The sequence below is a fragment of the Mycobacterium sp. UM_WGJ genome (assembly GCF_000455125.1).
GTDB lineage: Bacteria > Actinomycetota > Actinomycetes > Mycobacteriales > Mycobacteriaceae > Mycobacterium.
In genome coordinates, this window is the sequence record NZ_AUWR01000058.1 from 21,718 (window position 1) to 36,898 (window position 15,181).

At 67.2% G+C, this 15,181-nt stretch carries 17 protein-coding genes and 1 tRNA gene; 9 read left to right on the top strand and 9 right to left on the bottom strand.

What is annotated here, in order from left to right; all coding sequences use genetic code 11:
* Positions 1-97 precede the first annotated feature (97 nt).
* On the top strand, positions 98-568 hold the full coding sequence (locus tag N416_RS22220; RefSeq protein ID WP_024443357.1) for a hypothetical protein: 471 nt from the start codon (positions 98-100) through the stop codon (positions 566-568).
* A 711-nt stretch (positions 569-1,279) separates the two neighbouring features.
* Here N416_RS22220 and N416_RS0117280 read toward each other — a convergent pair.
* The 8 genes from N416_RS0117280 to N416_RS0117320 form a co-directional block, all read right to left on the bottom strand.
* Positions 1,280-2,134, bottom strand: a complete 855-nt coding sequence (locus N416_RS0117280) for a phage major capsid protein (protein ID WP_024443358.1) — start codon at positions 2,132-2,134, stop codon at positions 1,280-1,282.
* Between the two features lie 120 nt (positions 2,135-2,254).
* Positions 2,255-2,761, bottom strand: a complete 507-nt coding sequence (locus N416_RS0117285) for a hypothetical protein (RefSeq protein ID WP_024443359.1) — start codon at positions 2,759-2,761, stop codon at positions 2,255-2,257.
* Positions 2,754-3,020 (bottom strand): hypothetical protein, encoded by a 267-nt coding sequence (locus N416_RS0117290; RefSeq protein WP_024443360.1) that lies wholly within the window; start codon positions 3,018-3,020, stop codon positions 2,754-2,756. The genes N416_RS0117285 and N416_RS0117290 overlap by 8 nt, the downstream gene beginning before the upstream one ends.
* Positions 3,017-3,436 (bottom strand): hypothetical protein, encoded by a 420-nt coding sequence (locus N416_RS23970; RefSeq protein ID WP_231384340.1) that lies wholly within the window; start codon positions 3,434-3,436, stop codon positions 3,017-3,019. The genes N416_RS0117290 and N416_RS23970 overlap by 4 nt, the downstream gene beginning before the upstream one ends.
* Before the next feature lie 217 nt (positions 3,437-3,653).
* The gene (locus tag N416_RS21815) at positions 3,654-5,153 is read right to left on the bottom strand and encodes an AAA family ATPase (protein WP_024443362.1); all 1,500 of its coding nucleotides are present in this window, start codon (positions 5,151-5,153) and stop codon (positions 3,654-3,656) included.
* Between the two features lie 41 nt (positions 5,154-5,194).
* Entirely contained in the window at positions 5,195-5,911 is a 717-nt protein-coding gene (locus N416_RS0117305; protein WP_024443363.1) for a bifunctional DNA primase/polymerase, read from the bottom strand.
* Between the two features lie 168 nt (positions 5,912-6,079).
* Positions 6,080-6,523: a hypothetical protein gene (locus tag N416_RS0117310; protein ID WP_036458363.1), complete on the bottom strand. Its 444-nt coding sequence runs from the start codon at positions 6,521-6,523 to the stop codon at positions 6,080-6,082.
* A gap of 160 nt (positions 6,524-6,683) precedes the next feature.
* Positions 6,684-6,866 carry a hypothetical protein gene (locus N416_RS0117320; protein ID WP_024443365.1) on the bottom strand — a complete coding sequence of 61 codons (183 nt, stop codon included), beginning with the start codon at positions 6,864-6,866 and terminating at the stop codon, positions 6,684-6,686.
* Between the two features lie 106 nt (positions 6,867-6,972).
* On the opposite strand from N416_RS0117320, the gene N416_RS22225 reads away from it, so the two are divergent.
* Together N416_RS22225 and N416_RS0117330 are read left to right on the top strand one after the other, a co-directional pair.
* A complete protein-coding gene (locus tag N416_RS22225; RefSeq protein WP_196805153.1) occupies positions 6,973-7,548 on the top strand; it encodes a helix-turn-helix transcriptional regulator in 576 nt (191 codons plus the stop codon).
* Entirely contained in the window at positions 7,541-8,740 is a 1,200-nt protein-coding gene (locus tag N416_RS0117330; protein ID WP_024443367.1) for a tyrosine-type recombinase/integrase, read from the top strand. The genes N416_RS22225 and N416_RS0117330 overlap by 8 nt, the downstream gene beginning before the upstream one ends.
* A gap of 79 nt (positions 8,741-8,819) precedes the next feature.
* Here the strand turns inward: N416_RS0117330 and N416_RS0117335 are convergent.
* Positions 8,820-8,893, bottom strand: a tRNA-Gly gene (locus N416_RS0117335).
* Positions 8,894-9,053: 160 nt separating this feature from the next.
* On the opposite strand from N416_RS0117335, the gene dcd reads away from it, so the two are divergent.
* The 6 genes from dcd to rfbA all read left to right on the top strand — a co-directional run bounded on the left by dcd (position 9,054) and on the right by rfbA (position 15,149).
* Positions 9,054-9,626, top strand: coding sequence for a dCTP deaminase (gene dcd / locus N416_RS0117340; protein ID WP_024443368.1), 573 nt, complete (start codon positions 9,054-9,056; stop codon positions 9,624-9,626).
* Positions 9,627-9,734: 108 nt separating this feature from the next.
* On the top strand, positions 9,735-11,189 hold the full coding sequence (locus tag N416_RS0117345; RefSeq protein WP_024443369.1) for a hypothetical protein: 1,455 nt from the start codon (positions 9,735-9,737) through the stop codon (positions 11,187-11,189).
* A gap of 66 nt (positions 11,190-11,255) precedes the next feature.
* Entirely contained in the window at positions 11,256-13,031 is a 1,776-nt protein-coding gene (locus N416_RS0117350) for a hypothetical protein (protein WP_024443370.1), read from the top strand.
* Between the two features lie 29 nt (positions 13,032-13,060).
* Entirely contained in the window at positions 13,061-13,822 is a 762-nt protein-coding gene (locus N416_RS0117355; RefSeq protein WP_024443371.1) for a maleylpyruvate isomerase family mycothiol-dependent enzyme, read from the top strand.
* Positions 13,823-13,844: 22 nt separating this feature from the next.
* Positions 13,845-14,204, top strand: coding sequence for a nuclear transport factor 2 family protein (locus N416_RS0117360; RefSeq protein WP_024443372.1), 360 nt, complete (start codon positions 13,845-13,847; stop codon positions 14,202-14,204).
* 78 nt (positions 14,205-14,282) lie between these two features.
* Positions 14,283-15,149: a glucose-1-phosphate thymidylyltransferase RfbA gene (rfbA, locus tag N416_RS0117365; protein ID WP_024443373.1), complete on the top strand. Its 867-nt coding sequence runs from the start codon at positions 14,283-14,285 to the stop codon at positions 15,147-15,149.
* Positions 15,150-15,181 lie beyond the last annotated feature (32 nt).

Below are 15,181 nucleotides of genomic sequence, written 5' to 3' on the forward strand. Positions count from 1 at the left end.
AGGGTCAATCTGGAGCGAGATGCGGGCCTCACCAGATTTCATTTGCTGTTGCACAGGGAAAACATCGTTGACACACGGCGAAGTTAGTTTTGCGGCCATGAGAATCGCCTCCGCCTCGATCGTGCTTGCTGCTGCGCTCACGGGCGTCGCTACACCCGCAACCGCCGCCGCTGCCGAGCCCGTGCCCACCCCCGACGAAGTGCTGGCCGCGATGGCCGAGCTGACCAACCCGGACATCCCGGCGGCGAACAAGGGCAACATCGTCACCCCCGGCTTCAGTCCCGAAGAAGCCCAGACGATCGATCAGCGACTGCGCGAGACCCAAGAGGCCGGATTATTGCCGTACCACTTCGTGGTGACCGATATCCAGCCCGCGCAAGACAACTTCGCCGGTGCGACCGTGGCCTCGGTCGGGGGCTTTCACGAGGAGAGCGCGCCCGAGCCCATCGTGCTGTCCGAGCAGGGCGGCCGCTGGCTGATCACGCACGACACCGCGGTGACGGCTCTGGAGCACTTCTGGCACAACGCCAACCGGCCCTTTGTGCCCATCGTGCCGTGGGTCAAGTGAGCCGTTTTCCCGAGGGCGCTGGTAGCCGATAAAAGCGTGGAGCCGATGACGGGAATCGAACCCGCGTATTCAGCTTGGAGCCGAAGCGTCTGTCGCAGTGCGCTGAGATTCGTTAAGGTGTTGCCGCTCAGTGGGATTCGTTGGAAATAGGTCTGTGTGGATACAGGCGAGTATGCGGCGTGTCGCGGACGTTTATCCGGGGAAAATACGGAGTAGCAGCAAACGGGCTGCGCTGGAACTACTGCGGACGCACTGCGGACGGCGGGGCCGTGCGACGCCTACTCCGTCGCCTTCATCTCGACGTAGACCTGGATCATCTGCGGAGCCACGTCATCAACTCTGCATACCCATGCATGACTTGCGAAAAAAAAAGACCGCTCCCTCTATTAACGCCAATGGAGTGGCGCTTGACCCTGCGGCCGGGGTCACTCCCCCACCCATCTCCGCAGGTCAGAGCGTTATCGCGTGGCTCGCGGCCGGCTGGCGATGCGTCGACCGACCGTCCTGGCCGCATAGTTATGCATGAGTGCGGCCCGGCGCCCTGGCTGACGGACAGGGCGCCGGGCCGACTTCCGCCACAACCCCTACAGCCCTCACTAGCCGGGGGTCGGCGTCACCGGCTCGGTCGAGGAGTTGGGCGACCAGCTGGTGGTGATTGAGGTCCGGCCGGCGGGCGGTATCGGCGTGAACTTCCGACGGCCGGACCGGTCCTTAGCTGCCGCCGTCGTCGCTGGCGATGGTGAACTTGCCGACGCGCTCGGGCCGTACCAGGTTCCAGCCGATGCGCCACGTCGCCCTCACGGCAACCGAGTCGGAGTCGAAGTACCGGTCGTACGAGTTGGCGATCCGCACCTGGCCGACCGCGGCCGCGATGGCGTTGCGGTCGATCACCAGACCGGAGTACGGGGTGACGTGGCGGTTGACGATGACCGGGATGCCGAGCAGCCGGGGCTGCGCGTCGTCGGTGCCGGCTCCGAGCAGGCTGGCGCTGAAGTCGGTGCCAAGCTTTAGCTTGCGCAGTTCCGACCAGCCCTTGGGATCGAGCACGATGGCACTCGGGTTGGCCAAGTTGCCCTGCAACTCGGCGATCAGGTCGGCCAGGACATCGAGGTCGGTCGCCAGTTCGCCGCCGTCCACGGTGCCGGCCAGGTTGAGTAGGCCGGCCGGCGGGGTGACCGCCGGACTGACCGGCGCGGCCTGGCTGATGAATGCTTGGTCAGCCTTGTAGACGATGCTGCGGGCGACGCTGGTGGCCAGCTCGCGCGCGGTGCCTTCCTGGCTGAACTGCTCGTCGGTCACCTTCACCAGTTGCGAAATCTTGCCGGTGTGGACAACGACCTCGGACAGGTCCGGCGGGTTGTCGGAGATGGTGTCACCTTCACCGACGAACGTGGCGGCGGCATCGTCGATGTAGGCGACGCGCACTGCGGGCTGGTCACCCTGGACGGCGCCGACAACGTTGGCACACTGCAGGACTAAAGCGTTCGGGACGACATCAGCCGGCGCGAACGCTTGTACATCTGGCCGCCACGGATACGCGGCGGTGGTGGTGTCGATGGTTGCCATCGAGTTACCTCCTGGGGAAACGGGTGCGGCCCGGAAGCGCGCACATCATCAAAGTGAGTGATGGCGCGGCTCCGGGCCGCATCCGATTCGCTCCGCTCCGGGCGAAGGCTTAGAGGGATTCTACCTCTCAGGGGGCGCGAATGCCGATTGCCAGCGATTCGGTGTGGATTGCGGTGCGCCGGTTCCGCTGGTCAGTCCACCCCGCGACAGAAGGGGCTGCGGGCGGCCGGTGACGCCGAGCTCCTGGCGGGCGCGGGTCACCGCGGCGTTGACCTTCTCGGCGTCTACAGTGCCGTCGTCGGCGATCAGGTCGGCCAGTTCCGTCACCGCGAACACTGCTGCCGGTTTCACCCCGGCGGCGTCGATGAGCCGTTCGGCGTGCTGCTGCTGTAGTGCGGCGACCGCGGCCTCGGCGGTAGTGGCGCGCTCGCGGTATCCGGCAGATTCCCGGCGGAGCTTTTCCACGTAGCTGCGGGAAAACTCTTGCGCGTCATCGGCGGTCGGTTCTGCCGCGTCGGTGTCATCCGCCGGGTCCGGCGCCTGCTCGGCGGACTCAGGTTCGGGCTGAACCTCGGTCGTCGGGGTGTCGGCCACCTCGGTTTCGGTGGCGGCTTCGGTGTCACTCATTCGAGATTTCTCCTTCAGTTCGCGCTACGCCATCGCGCAGCGTTTGGACAATTTGGTGGGGGCCGGTCTCGGTGAGTTCGCCGATGCGGCGGGCGAATACCTCGGTGACGCTGAGCAGTTGCCTTAGCAGCACACCGGCGTTGTCGGTGTAGTTGCCGACGATCAGCTGCGCGGCCGGATTGTCTCCGGACAGCGCTGCATCGACCAGGGCTAGCGCGTCTCGGGCGGCGTCGATTTCCTCGGCGGCTTCGGGATTCAAGATGCTGACCGTCCTTCCTTGGTGGGGGTGGTGATGATTCCGGCGACGACACCGGGTGGTCGTTTTCGGGCGGGCAGATCGGCGTACCACTGCTGGCAGGACGCCAACGCTGGGCAGACCCTGCACAAGCCGATGGCCTGCTGGTGACGCTGCTCGGCTACTTCGGGCGGTTCATCAACGCCGCGTTCATCAAAGAGATGTGATCGGTTGCGGCACCGGGCACCGGGCAACGAGGGGGCGCCGGCCAGCACGGCGGCCAGCACCTCGACAACCGGGTCACCGGAGGTGTCTGGGCGGACGCGGGGCGCCTGGGGGCGGTCCCTATGCCACCGCTGGCCGTAATGCGGGCCGCACATACCCACCGCACGCACCGGGCGGCCACAATCGGCGACAGAGCAGACAGGGCGGGCGCTCACGATGCCTCCTTCGGTCGGCGTGGCTCGGAGTAATCAACCGCCGTTGTGATGCTGGTGGTTGGCGCGAGATCGGCGGCGGCGACCCTGCCGACGCACGGCACCCGCGAGATGCGACCGTCCGGCTTGGTGCAGGGGTTGCCGGCTTCGGCTCCGCAGTGCGGGCAAGGGATGGTTGCTGCGCCCGTGTCTCGGTAGGCGGCCAGGATCACTCGACCCTTCACGAGGTGGCCTCTTCTGCGATGATCGACCAGGTGGCGCTGCGGCCATCTGACGCGATCACGCTGATATCGGAATTGGCCGACGCTGCGGCCCGCAACGAGTTAATCGAGTAGCCCGCCGCCTGCCCTGCTTCATACACAGCAAACGAATTGGCGGTGGTGTGGCCGGCTTCCTGTAGGTCCGCAACGTGGTTCGCGAGCCACTTGGTTGCGGGCAGCTTCGGCCGCTCGGGTTCGTGCGACCTGCGGGAATCCAGATTCGTGACAGCGTGGTTGGCGCCCTTCGCGCGGGGGGAATCTGCCAACCTGCCATCCTTGCCATCCTGGGGGTGGATGGCAGGGACAACGTGCAGGTCAGGGGCTGGATGGCAGGATGGCAAGCTTCCCGTTGTCTGGGTGTCATTCTGGTTGCCATTCGGCGGTACGAACGGCAACAATTTCCAGTAGTACGGGCCACTGCCGCCGTCGCGGAACGGCCTGCCGATCCGGCAGCGCTTGGCTAACTCTTCACGGGCGCGACGGGTCTGGTCGGCGCTGTATCCGGCTTCGGCCATCTGGGCGACCGCATCATCCTTGGTCACCGCCAGCAGGGCGCCATTGGGTCCAGTCAGGATCTGCACCAGCATGGCGGCCTTGTCGCTCATCGGCTTGTCTCCTGGGCCTGCTGGCGGGCCACCTGACGCCGCTTCACGTAGCGCGTCAGAAACGGTCCGGTCGGTCTCCTCACCGAGCACGAATCGACTCACGGTCGCCGTCTTACCGCTGTCGGTGGTCACCTCTACCGGCTCCAGCGAGTACGTGTAAGACAGTGACTCGGGGCCGATGCTGCTCTTGGCGTGTGACATCAGCCGGGTGCCGTCGTCGGCGTTGTCGTCCTTGGCGAATCCGAAGATGGAGCGGGCGACCTCTCCGAACGCGCTGGAGCCGTTCAGGGCGGCCACCACGTCACCGGTGAAGGACTTCTTCAGGTGCGCGATGCCGATCACGACGCCATCGATGGCCTCGGCGAGCTTCACCCACGGCTCCAGTCGTGCCCGGACCTCGTTCGACCGGTTCACATCAGTCCGTGATCCGACCGCGGACATCAGCGGGTCGAGCACCACCACTTTGATGCCCGCCGAGTTGAACTCACTGGCGAGACCGTCCATGTCGAGGTGGTACAGGATCGGCACCACCGTGGCGCCGTCGTCATCGTGGTGGTGAATCTCAACTTCGGGGATCACTACCTTGTCCAGGTCTGCGCCGGCAGCCCGTAAGCCTGGCTTCATCATGTAGATCTCGGACTCCTCGGTCCCGATCCAGGCCGCACCGACGGGCATCCCTCGCCAGGCACCGGGGAGTGTGCCCTTGGTTGCCTCGGCGACAAACCACCGTGCGGAGGTGGACTTGCCCGCTGCTGGCCGGCCGCCGAAGATGACCAAGGTTCCGACGGCGATACCGGGGTATCCGGGCTTCGGTTCCCACGCCAACGTCGGAACGTCGTCTTTCACGTTGGACATGGGGCGCAGGTTGATTCGTCTCTGCCGAATCTCTTCTGCTGTCAAGATGCCCTCCTTTGGGCGCTCTGAATGGTCTGCGAGATCTCGTGTGCGCTCAAGCCGATCTGGTGGCCGGCCGCTGCGAGCGCGGAATAGACCGCGGCCGGCGCGCTGTCGGCTGCAGCTCGCGCCGCTGCCCAGAACAAGGCCGCATTGCGACCGCCTGGCTGCGCCTCTTGCACCGTGCGGATTAGGCCGTCCCAGCGGTCCCCGGATGAGCTTCCGGGTGCAGCTGGTGGTGACCATGCCGGTTGGACGATCAGTGTTGTCAGGTGGTCGGGCACCTGGGCTATCTCGGCATCGCAGTGCAACCGGTACGGCTTCCCGGTGCCAGGGTGGATGCTGCCGGGTGCGACCGTGTAGCCCTTCCCGCCGCACTTGATGTCGATACCGGGAATGCCGTCGACCTTGCCGCGCGCCGAGCCCGACATCCGGTAGTAAAAGTGCCAACCGCCACTCCCGGTATGCACGCACAAGGTGCGGTGTTCCGGGCGTAACTTCAAGGCGCTGACGGAACCGCCGTTGCGCGGGTCGACATCGAGGACGATCACGCCGGGTTGCGTTGCGCCCCAATTACAGCCGGGGTGCCGTTCAGTCCATCGTGCGATGACGGCAGGGTCTCGGGTGAAGTCGTTGACCCCGTGCGCGGTGAGCGGGATCTTGCCGTCAAGCGGGCCGACAGAGAATCCGCGGTCGAGCATGATGTCCAAGTCAGTCACCGGCTGCCTCCAATTGGGCGCAGCGGGCAGAGATTCCGGCCATCACTGACCTCGGGCTGGTCAACCACGCGCCGCAGCGGCGGCAGGGGACGGCGACACGCCAATCGGGCAGTTCGGTGGGGATACCGGCCCGAAGGCCGGCCCCCTCCACGCTGTTCATCGCGGCCATCAGGAACCGGCCCCGGCGATCTGGGCCAGCAGCTTCACCGCCAGCTCGTCGGCCGTGGCCTGTAGAGCTGCGGCCTGCTCGCTAGCCTCCCGGAGAGCTGCGGCCAGCGCCACCGCCTGAGACGGTAGTGCCCCGTTTCCGACCCCGGCGACCGGCGAGATGAGATAGACGCACGTCACCTCGCTGCCATCGTTCGCGACGTACTGATGGCCGGTGACGCGTGCCCCCAGCCAATTCCGACCAGGCAGGGCCGGGAAGAACTCGCCGGCGAACTCTCGGAACGTGTAGGTGTGGTCCGCAGTGTCTGACCAGTCGCCGACCACGAGGGCGCCAGGTGGGGCGGGCACGGTGGCCAGGCGGGCGCACTCCTGGCTGTGCAGGCCGTGATCAACGTCGTCGGCCGGATCTGCCAACACGTACTCGATGGGGTTGTCTACACTCACGGTTAGGACTCCTGTTCTTGCATGGGTGGGTTGTTCTGCAAGCCCTCGGCGGTGTTCCAGCACCGACCGGGGGCATTTCTCTTGGTGAACCGAAGATCTTCGGTCCTGTCGTTCTCGACCAGGCCCAAGTCGGCGTGGTCGATCTGTGGGAGATGCCGCATCAAGCCGCGTCTCCGCCGGTCTTCCGTTCCAGGCGCTGGACGAACTCGTCGATCTGCTTGTCGGTGCTGAACCGGCGCTTGCCGATCTTCACCGAGCCCAGCTCGCCCGAATACCAGAGCCCGAACACAGTGGATCTGCTGATCCCGCCGAGCCTGTCGCTCGTCGCCTGCCAGTCGTTCACTCTGACCCATCCTTCCGTTTTGTGTGTGGTAGACGCGTATGAGCGTGTCTGCGTCTGTTTCTAACATGCGTTGAGTTTCAGCGCAAGAGGGGGCATTCTGTGTTTCGTGGACAAATGGGAGTTCGAACAGGCTCACCGTGTGGGTCGCGAAGTTCAGCGGCTCCGGAAGCTCGCGAAGTTAACGGCGCAGCAGCTTGCGGACGAGACGGAACGGTGGGGGCTGAAGATGACGCGGCAGTCGATCTCCGACCTTGAGAATGGCCGCCGCAGGTACGTCACAACTGCTGAGTTGGCAGTTCTCTCGGCCGCGCTGTTTACCCCGCCGGTGGCCCTTATGTTCCCAGGACCATATGACGAGGAGATCGAAGTTCTACCAACACTACAATCGTCGCAATTCGATGCAGCGCAATGGTTTTCAGGACTGAGCAACGAGACGTTCGGTGTGGAGTCGGATGAGCTGAAGACCGCGAGAAGGCTCGTCGCTAGAGATACGGAGTCCATCCGGCAGCAGGCGGAGTTCATCCGGCAGCAGGCGGAGTCCGCCCAAGCGGAGGCGGCGGCCACGCGAGAAATCGCCCTTCGGGCGCTCGAAAAGTTGGACGAGCTCCGGCAGCGAGTTGATGCAGCAGAAGCTCGGGCCCGAATTGTGGATGAGTATCCAAGGACTGCCGACGGTGCCTAGGCAACGAATGGCTCCGGGCGAGCACGGGAAGATTGCCGAGCGTGTCGTCACGGAGAACCTGCCTGGCGGTAAGAAGCAAGAGATCTTCTACGCCACAACGTATTTGCGACTCCACAGTGGGAAGCTGCGCGAGCGTGAGGCGTCGTCCAGGAAGTCCGCCGAAGATGCCCGACGCGAGCTTAAGCGCCGCATCGCTGTGGAACTGGAAGCGGGAGAGCCAACAGGTGTAATCAACCGTCGCACGACACTGTCGGAGCTATTCGAGGCATGGCTGCCGGCGAAGATCGCCGAGGACCGCATCGGGGAGCGCACCGAGACCATCTACCGGGATACCTGGCGGCTGCACGGTGATCAGCAGCTGGGCGCACTTCGGATCGCGGAGCTTACGACGAGCCGCGCCGATGCCCACCTGAAGGCGTTGCCGTCTTCGTCGGCTATCTACATGCGCATCATCCTGTCTGGCATGTACAGCCTGGCGGCCCGGTTCGACGTGGTGAAGCACAATCCGATCCGCGAGACCAAGACTGCCAAGCTGGAACGCAAGCCAGCGCGTGCCCTCACCGGGATCGAGCTGGAGCAGGTGCGTCGGGCCGTTGAGGTGTGGTGCGGGCGGAAGGGTCCGGGGCCACGGCGTGGGCTGATGCTGCCGGCGTTCGTGGAGCTGCTCGCGGCGACGGGCGTGCGGCCGGGGGAGGTGCTGGCAATCCGCTGGGATGAGGTCGACCTACTCGGCACGCCACCAACCGTCACCGTCACTGGGACTGTGCAAGACGCGGGGCGTGTGGCCGGCAAACCACTGCACCGGCAGGACGGCCGCAAGGGTGGCGCGCCGCCGCACACGGTGACTCTGCCGAAGTTCGGTGCCCAGGTGCTCGCTGACCTCTATGCGCTCACGGGGCCGGATGGAACGGTTCTGAAGAACCGGGACGGCGGCCTGGTAAGCCTGTCGAACATCCGTTCATCGCTGCGGGAAGCGCTCGCGCCGCACGAGGAGCTGAGGTGGGTGACACCGCACAGCTTCCGGAGGTCGGTGGCCACGGTCGTCAGGGACGGGCTCGGCGTCGAGGCGGCCCAGCAGCAGCTCTCGCACGCCCAACTGGCGACCACCGAAGGGCACTACGTCCAGCGGATCACGGCAGGGCCGGATACCCGCGCCGTATTAGAGGAGTGGGCCAGCAACGGGAACGGCTGACCCAATTTGCGGGGAAAATGCGGGATTTTGCGGATGTGAGTTTGCCAGCAAACTTCAAAAATGCCCTGACCTGCATGTATGGAGCCGATGACGGGAATCGAACCCGCGTATTCAGCTTGGGAAGCTGATGTTCTGCCATTGAACTACATCGGCACTGGTGCGCTAGCAGGCTAGCATCCGGGCGCCCACCCGCTCCGCGAGTGTGCGGAATCGTTGGCCGATCGGCCGCAAGCCGAATCTATGCGCACACTCGGTGGCCACCACCGGCTTGGTCATCCGGCCCAGCCGGCGGGCCGAGCGATACGCTCGTGCCGTGCTGCTCTCCGATCGCGATCTGCGGGCCGAAATCGCTGCTGGCCGGCTGGGCATCGACCCGTTCGACGACGCGCTGGTCCAGCCGTCCAGCGTGGACGTCCGCCTCGACAGCCTGTTCCGGGTGTTCAACAACACCCGCTACACCCACATCGACCCGGCTCAACAACAAGACGAACTGACCACGCTGGTCGAACCCAAGCCGGGCGAGCCGTTCGTGCTGCACCCCGGCGAGTTCGTGCTGGGCTCCACCCTGGAGTGCTGCACCCTGCCGGAGGATCTGGCCGGCCGGCTGGAGGGCAAGTCGAGCCTGGGCCGACTGGGTCTACTGACCCATTCCACCGCGGGATTCATCGACCCCGGCTTCTCCGGGCACATCACGTTGGAGCTGTCCAACGTGGCGAATCTGCCAATCACGTTGTGGCCCGGCATGAAGATCGGCCAGCTGTGTCTGCTGCGGCTGACCAGTCCGGCGGAGCACCCTTACGGCAGTACGCGCGTAGGGTCGAAATATCAGGGCCAGCGCGGGCCGACGCCGTCCCGCTCGTACCAGAACTTCATCAAGTCCGGTTAGCCCTCGGACCTGACGCCGCCTCGCGGCTGCGATGAAGCCGGTATCGGCCAGCCCTGGTGGGGGTTCGGCCCGCATACCTGGCCGATAAGCAGTGGCAGGGGAGGTTTCGTGGAGATCGTACTCGGGGTGTCGGTGGCGCCCTCGGCGGTCCGCATGGTGCTGGTGGAAGGCGAGCACGCCGACGGGGTCACCGTGGAGCACGACGACTTCGACGTCGTAGACGGTGCCCAAACCGCGCCGGAACGGGTGGTGTCGGCGATCCTGGGCACCCGCGAGGGCGCCCGGGAGGGCGGTTATGAGCTCAGCTCCACCGGTGTGACCTGGAGTAATCCGGCCGAGGCGAACGCGCTGCGCGAGGCGCTGGCCGGCCGGAAGGTCGAGAACGTGATGCTGGTGTCGGCGTTTCTGGCCGCAGCGGCGCTGGCCCAGTCGGTGGGCAGTGCCACGCGCTACGCCCGGACTGCTCTGCTGTTCGTCGAGCCGGAAGCCGCCACCTTGGCCGTCGTGAACTCTGACGACGGCTCGATCACCGAGATTCACCGGCAGCCGCTGTCCAACGACGACGAGAGCGCGGTCGGTGAGATCACCGAACTGGCGGCCGGTGCGCAACGGCTTGAGTCGAACCCCGACGGTCTGTTCGTGGTGGGCTCGGGCGTCAACGTGGCGATGATCAAACCGGAGTTGGACAAGGCCACCCAGCTGCCGGTCAGCGTGCCGGAGGAACCGCACATGGCGTTGGCGCGCGGCGCGGCCCTGGCCAGCGCGCATGCCCCACTGTTTTCGTCCTCCACCCGGGCGCAGGCCTGGGCGCAGGACCCGGGCACCGGTGAGCTGGACCCGGCGCTGGCCGGTGTCGGGTACGCCTACATCGCGCCCGGCGGGAACGCTTACGACGAGGTGGACTACAACGCCACCAGCGACAATGAGCCGCTGGCCTACAGCGCGCTTCCGGACAGCGGTGTGGTTCTGGGCGGCGCGCTTCCGGGTCTGGCCGACGATCCCGAACTCGTCGACTCCCGGATGCTGGACTTCGGCACCGGGATCCAGCCGCGGGAACGCAAGCCGATGCTGGTCACCGGCGGGGTCGCGGCGCTGTTCGTGATCGGCGTGCTGGGCTTGGCGGTCGCCTTGGCTGTGGGAATGCGGGCGGCCAATCAGGACCGCCCCGACGTGCGGGCCAATGTCGTCACCCCAAAGGCACCGCCGCCGGCGGCTGTCGTCACCCCGGCGCCCGCTCCGCCGGCGGCCCCGCCTGCCCCGGCCGGCGAACCGGCTCCGCCGCGGGCTCCCGCTCCGGCCCCGCAGGCACCGGCCCCGCGGGCGCCGGCGCCCCTGCCGGTGGCACCGCCTCCGCCGCCGCCGGCACTCCCGCCACCACCGCTACCTAACCTGGGGATTCCGGGGTTGCCGGGCGGTCCACCGCTCTTCGGCCCGCCCCGGGGCGGGTGGGGCCCCGGCGGTGGGGGCCCAGGACCCGGTCACGGTCGCGGTGGCGGCCCCGGCGGCGGCCATGGACGCGGTGGCGGCGGGTTCCCGTTCAAGATCCCCGGCCTTCACTTCTGAGTGGCATTCACATCCGACAGTCGTAAGATGGGCTAATAATTCACCGGTCCTAGTGGAGGAGGTGCGGTGGACATCGTTCTGGGGGTCTCGATGGCACCGCCATCGGTACGCATGGTCCTCGTCGAGGGAGAGCGCGCCGGTGGCGTGACCGTCGATGAAGACGGCTTCGAGGTGGACGCCGACGAGGTGGCGTTCCCCGACCAGGTCGTGTCGGCCATCCTGGGCACCCAGGAAAGCGCGCGGGAGAGCGGCTACCGGCTGGCCTCGACCGGGGTGACCGTCGCCAACCAGCTGCAAGCCGGCCAACTGCGTGACGCGTTGGCCGGTCACCGAGTCGAGAACGTGATGCTGGTGTCGGCCTTCTTGGCGGCCGCTGCCTTGGCGCAGACCGTCGGCGGTTCGGTCGGCTACGAGCGGACCGCTCTGATGTTCATCGAGCCGGACGGGGCGACCCTGGCCGTCGTCGCCTCATCGGACGGTTCGATCGCCGAGGTGCAGCGGGTGGCGCTGCCGTCCGATGACGCCGCCGCAGTGGGCGAGCTGACCCGCCTGGCCGCCGAGGCCGGTCGTCTGTCGCCGCGACCCGACGGCTTGTTCGTGGTCGGTTCCGGCGTCAACGTCGGCTTGGTCAAGCCCGAGCTGGACGCCGTCAGCGCCATCCCGGTCAGCGTGCCCGAGGAGCCCGATACCGCGCTGGCGCGCGGCGCGGCGCTGGCCAGTGCCCATGCGCCGCTGTTCGACTCATCGACCTCGGCGCTGGCGTGGGCCCGCGACCCGGGCACCGGCGTGATCGACCCGGACCTGGTCGCGCTCGGCTACTCCTCTCAGGCCTACCGAACCGACTATGACGCCACCATGGGCGAGTACGCGCTGGCCTACAGTGCGGTCCCCGACGACGCCGGCGACAGCGGCTATCTGAACCTGGTCGACGCCACCGGCTTCGACGGCACCGTGATCGAGGACGACGAGGACTACCTGCCGAGTTCCGGTGTGGATCAGTTCGACGACAGCAAGCACCAACAGCGCCGCAGCCCCTTCCTGTTGGCCGGCAGCGGCCTGGCGGCGTTCTTCGTCGTCGGGGTCTCCAGCCTGGTGGTGGCGCTGGCCGTCAGCATCCGGCCCACAGCCGCAGATCGCCCGCCGCCCACCGGGCACATCGTGGTCCCCACCCAGCAGGCGCCGGCCCCGGCGCCCGCCCCCGAAGCGGCGCCCGCACCTGCCCCCGCGCCGCCGCCCGCCGCCCCCCCAGTCACCGAGGTCCCGGTAGCGCGGCCGGCGCCGGCCGCACCTGCTCCTGCTCCCGCCCCGGCGGCTCCGGCTCCCGCCCCCGCGGCGCCGGCTCCCGTGCCGGTGGCTCCGGCGCCGATACCGATTCCGGTGCCCATCCGTGTGCCGGCGCCGATCGAGGCACCGGCCCCGGCTGCACCGGTCCCGGCACCACCGCCGATCCAGCAACCCGAGCTGCCGCCGATCTTCCGGCCACCGTCCAACAACGGCGGAAACCCGTCGTGGCTGCCGGGCAACAACAATGGCGGCGGCAAGAAGGGCGGAAACCCGTCGTGGCTGCCCGATAACGATGGTGGCGGCAAGAAGGGCGGCAACCCGTCCTGGCTGCCTGATAACGATGGTGGCGGCAAGAAGGGCGGCAACCCCTCACCCTGGCTGCCCGGCATCGGCAGCAACGGCGGCGGGAACCCGTGGTTCCCGGGCCTCGGCGGCGGTGGCGGCGGTGGCGGTGGCGGCGGCAAGGGTGGCAGCCGCGGCGGCGGTGGCGGCGGCTCCTGGTTCCCGGGCTTCGGCAGTGGTGGCGGTGGTGGGGGCAAAGGTGGCTGGCCCTTCTGAGCCCGCCCGGAATCCACTAGCCTGACGGCGTGGACTACGCCGCAGCATTACTCGATGAGACGCGCGCGTTCGGGAAGCTGATCCGCGCCGGCGATCCGCAATTGCCGATCCCCACCTGCCCGGAGTGGAATCTCACCCAACTGTTCCGGCACTTCGGGCGCGGAAACCGTTGGGCCGCACAGATCATCACCGATCGTATGGACGGCCCCCTGGACCCGCGTGACGTCGTCGACGGCAAGCCGCCCGCCGAGGCGGACGCAGCGATCGACTGGTTGCACGACGGCGCGCAGCGGGTGTTGGACGCCGTCGCCCACAGTGGGCCGGACATCCCGGCGTGGACGTTCATGGGTCCCCGCCCGGCTTCCTGGTGGGTGCGTCGCAGGCTGCACGAGGCGACCGTGCACCGCGCCGACGCCACGCTGGCGCTCGGCGGCGACTTCGCGCTGTCGCCGGAGCTGGCCGCCGACGGGATCGGCGAGTTGCTGGACCTGATCCCCGTACTCATCGCGCGTAATGACCACGTGATGCCGCTGGCCGACGGCCAGAGTCTGCACTTGCACGCCACCGATGACGGCCTCGGGGCGGCAGGGGAGTGGACCATCAGCCGTCCGGCCGGGACCGACGCGGTGAGCTGGTCACATGAGCACGGCAAAGGATCGGTGGCTCTACGGGGCTCGGCACGCGACCTGTTCCTGGCGGTGATGCGCCGGATACCGGTGGGCGATATCGACATCGCGATCTTCGGCGACGCCACGGTGTGGCAGAACTGGATCGACCACACCGCCTTCTGATCGGGCGGTAGTTTTGGCGAGCATGAGCACATCGGAGATCGCAACGGTCCTCGCCTGGCACGACGCCTTGGCTGCCGGTGATCTGGACACCCTGGAAAAGCTGTCCAGTGACGACATCGAGGTGGCCGACGCCAACGGCGCCGGGCAGGGCCATCAGGCATTACGCGGGTGGGCCGCTTCGGCACAGGTGAATGCCGGACTCGGCCGGATGTATGTGCACGACGGTGTGGTGGTGGCCGAACTGACCCCCGCGGGAGCAGGCGCTGCCCAGGCGGTCGCCTTCCGGGTGGTGCACGACCGCGTCACCGCGGTATTCCGGCACCAGGACCTGGCCAGCGCCTTGGCCGCCACAGACCTCACCGACGCCGATCTGGTCGACTAGCCGCCTGTCGCCCACTGGCGGCGACCCGCGTCGCCCGGCTGCGCCGCGCTCGCGATCGCCGCGGTTAGGCTGAGCGGCATGCGCGGGATCATCCTGGCCGGTGGCTCCGGCACCCGCCTGCATCCGATCACCATGGGTGTGAGCAAGCAGCTGCTGCCGGTATACGACAAGCCGCTGGTCTACTACCCGCTGTGCACGCTGATGCTGGCGGGCATTCGGGACATTCAGGTGATCACCACTGGTCACGACGCGCCCGCCTTCCGGCGACTGCTGGGCGACGGCAGTGCATTCGGGGTCGACATCAGCTACGCCGTCCAGGAACAGCCCGATGGTTTGGCGCGGGCTTTCGTGATCGGCGCCGACCACATCGGCACCGACTCTGTCGCGCTGGTGTTGGGGGACAACATCTTCTACGGACCCGGCTTGGGAACCAGCCTGCGGCGTCACCAATCGCTTTCCGGCGCGATCATTTTCGCCTACTGGATGGCTGACCCGTCGGCCTACGGTGTGGTCGAGTTCGATGAGCACGGGTCAGCGGTGTCGGTGGTGGAGAAGCCTGCCGCGCCCCCATCGCACTTCGCGATACCCGGGCTGTATTTCTACGACAACGATGTCGTTGAGATCGCCAAGGGTCTTAAGCCTTCCGCGCGCGGCGAGTACGAGATCACCGACATCAACCAGACCTACCTCGATCAGGGCCGGCTCACGGTCGAGACCCTGGCTCGGGGCACCGCCTGGCTGGACACCGGGACTTTCGACTCACTGCTGGACGCCGGCGATTACGTACGCACCGTGGAGCGCCGCCAGGGCCTCAAGATCGGCGTGCCCGAAGAGGTGGCCTGGCGGATGGGTTTCATCGATGATGACGCGCTCGTGGCCCGTGCCGCGGTGCTGGGCAAGTCCGGCTACGGCGATTACCTGACGGGGTTGTTGGACCGGCGGTGACGGGGGCTCACTCCCGGATCGCGGCGGCCGCC

Excerpts from the sequence above, each read along its gene's own strand:
- N416_RS0117280 (WP_024443358.1), bottom strand. The coding sequence starts at position 2,134 with ATGGCAACCATCGACACCACCACCGCCGCGTATCCGTGGCGGCCAGAT.
- N416_RS0117285 (WP_024443359.1), bottom strand. The coding sequence starts at position 2,761 with ATGAGTGACACCGAAGCCGCCACCGAAACCGAGGTGGCCGACACCCCG.
- N416_RS21815 (WP_024443362.1), bottom strand. The coding sequence starts at position 5,153 with ATGTCCAACGTGAAAGACGACGTTCCGACGTTGGCGTGGGAACCGAAG.
- rfbA (WP_024443373.1), top strand. The coding sequence starts at position 14,283 with ATGCGCGGGATCATCCTGGCCGGTGGCTCCGGCACCCGCCTGCATCCG.
- N416_RS0117360 (WP_024443372.1), top strand. The coding sequence starts at position 13,845 with ATGAGCACATCGGAGATCGCAACGGTCCTCGCCTGGCACGACGCCTTG.
- N416_RS22220 (WP_024443357.1), top strand. The coding sequence starts at position 98 with ATGAGAATCGCCTCCGCCTCGATCGTGCTTGCTGCTGCGCTCACGGGC.